Below are 1,832 nucleotides of genomic sequence, written 5' to 3'. Positions count from 1 at the left end.
GTGTCGACCCAGGACACATCATCTTGAGCTACGCACGCGATCATGATGACTGGCTGTTGGCTAATCAGGCCCTTGGCTACTTCCCAGACCAGGCCAGCGCAAAGGAACTGCTCAAGGATCGCTTCCTGGCCAACTGCGATGTTGACAGGCTCACGGACGACAATCGCGCCTACCTGCTCAGCATGCAAGGATTCTGATGAGCGCCAAGTACTACCTCTTGGACAGTGACGCCGCCAAGGCACTTTGTCAGTACGGCCTCATTCAGGACATGGCCACCGCCCTGCGGGTTGAGCTTGGGGACTTTTCGATCCTGGCCCAGCTGCGGTTCCAGCTGCACGCAGCCAATCCCGCCAAGGCGCTTGCCAAACTGGGGAGCGCGCTGGCGGTTGAGCAGCTCAACCTACTCGTAGCGCAGGCGAGCGAGGTCGTGGTTCTGGTTGAATCGGCCAACTACGCCCTGCTGGATGGCACACCGGACATAGATGGCGGAGAGCTGGCCCTGTTTGCCGCGCTCTGTGAGGACAGTAGAGCCGGCCTGATCACCGGCGACAAGCGATCGCTGGTTGCGCTGTGCAAGGTCGGCGGGACGGTGGAACGAAGTTTCAGCTGGGCTCAGATCCTCTGCCTGGAGGACGCCATCGCAATCATCATCGACCACTTCGGCTTGGCCTATGTATCGGCCAAGGTAAGAGCCCGTCCGGACGTCAACAGCGCCCTGTCCAGCATCTTCGGAAGGTCCGTGGCGGCTGACKAACAAGCCATCTCTGATGGGCTATTAAGCTACCTCAATGACCTGCATCACAAGACCGCAGGAAAGTATCAATCTCCTTACGTGGCCGGGCTTTCCCGGTAGCGACCCGTCTTCCTGCATTCTGCGAAGGCGCTTAGGGATGTAGTGACTTTCCCTACATCAGCAGAAGTGCATTGTCGCTTTTTATAGTTTCTGTACGTCATGTCCTATGGCCGCGTCAGCCGATGCGCTGCTACGATTCGCGTAGGGCTGGACTGCCGAGGGCAACATCTCGGCCTGGAACAGCGTTGTTTTCGGCAAAGTGTGCACAGGGGGTGCCATGGCTTTGGTGAACTGCCGCGAATGCGGCAAGCAAATCAGTGATCAGGCTTCGGCTTGTCCGAATTGTGGATTCCCGATGTCCGCGGGAGTCGACCCGACTCCTGGCATCCCAACTCCACCACCGCTGGGCCCGTCTTCAGATCTGAACCGAGCAGCGCCGGTTGCGACCTCCATTCCGGCACCGCGCCCAGCACCGAAGAAGTCGGGCTGTGGAACATTCGTTGTGCTTGGACTCATCGGCCTTCTCGTCCTGTTGGTCTTGGGCTACGGCATGGGGCCCGAGAAGAAAGCAGCCACTCCATCGGCAAGCCGCGGCACTGCCAGCCAGAGCGGGGCAGCCGCCGGTCACGCATCGGACCAGAGTGCTGCGAAGGCAACAACGGTCGAGATGTCTGCGCCCGAACTTCTGGCTGCCGCAAAGGACCAGGCCCGGCCAACTTCCGAACGCTTGGCGAACCTCACGCTGATCCTCAAGAATCATCCCGGCTCGGCCCAAGCCAAGGAGGCTGATGCAATGCGGCCGAAGCTGGAGGCTCAACTCCACGCCGAGCTTAACCCGGTAGGCCTGCAGTGGTCCTATTCCACCCAGCAGGATGACATGTCGGGAAAACCTGTCCGCACGGCACGGGTAACCAGCACCAACAGCTTCAACTTTGACTTCCCCTACTCAGGCCGCCAGAAGGCAGAGCTCACGATGAGGCGTCACCCTCGATGGGGCAACGATGTAATGGTCAGCATCGAGAAGGGGCAGATCCTGTGC

The 1,832-nt window shown here is 59.9% G+C and carries 3 protein-coding genes; all 3 read left to right on the top strand.

The annotated features are described in order from the left end of the window. A partial coding sequence (locus ACXJKH_RS19770) for a hypothetical protein (RefSeq protein ID WP_457321915.1) occupies positions 1 to 197 on the top strand: 197 nt, incomplete at its 5' end. Next, positions 197 to 853 carry a hypothetical protein gene (locus tag ACXJKH_RS19765; protein ID WP_457321913.1) on the top strand — a complete coding sequence of 219 codons (657 nt, stop codon included), beginning with the start codon at positions 197 to 199 and terminating at the stop codon, positions 851 to 853. The genes ACXJKH_RS19770 and ACXJKH_RS19765, both read left to right, overlap by 1 nt. Positions 854 to 1,295: 442 nt before the next feature. After that, the coding region (locus ACXJKH_RS19760; RefSeq protein WP_457321911.1) for a hypothetical protein at positions 1,296 to 1,832 on the top strand (537 nt) is incomplete at its 3' end.

Source organism: Stenotrophomonas sp. P5_B8 (assembly GCF_054049855.1).
Note: the sequence above shows the minus strand (reverse complement) of the source record. Positions and strands in the feature narration are given on the sequence as shown.